This window comes from Methylobacterium nigriterrae, assembly GCF_037106235.1.
Classification (GTDB): Bacteria; Pseudomonadota; Alphaproteobacteria; order Rhizobiales; family Beijerinckiaceae; genus Methylobacterium; species Methylobacterium nigriterrae.
In genome coordinates this window covers 1-280 of sequence record NZ_JBAWTG010000792.1, presented here as the reverse complement: position 1 = coordinate 280, position 280 = coordinate 1, and the positions used below count along the sequence as shown (strand labels likewise).

Genomic DNA, 280 nt, shown 5'->3' with positions numbered 1-280 from the left:
CTCCGCACTGCCCCCTCCGCGCGTCGCTTCCGCCCGTCCTGCCCGTCGCTTCCGCCCGTCGCTTCCGCCCAAATGAAGGAGTTGCCGGCGCTGTTCCCCGCGTTTACGGGAAAGGTCACGCCATGGGAGCGCTCCACTCCTTCATTTGGGCGTTGCGCGGGGATTGCGGTCTGCGGGGCGGGGCGCTACTGGGTGACGAAGTCGATGAGCTGCTCGACGCGGCCGAGCAGGGCCGGTTCGAGGTCGGCAAAGGTGCGCACCTGACCGAGGATGCGTTGCC

At 68.9% G+C, this 280-nt stretch carries 1 protein-coding gene; it reads right to left on the bottom strand.

The window, feature by feature from the left end:
- Nucleotides 1-185: 185 nt before the first annotated feature.
- Nucleotides 186-272, bottom strand: a complete 87-nt coding sequence (locus tag WDW90_RS41145; RefSeq protein ID WP_431311227.1) for a DUF3097 family protein — start codon at nt 270-272, stop codon at nt 186-188.
- Between the last annotated feature and the right edge of the window lie 8 nt (nt 273-280).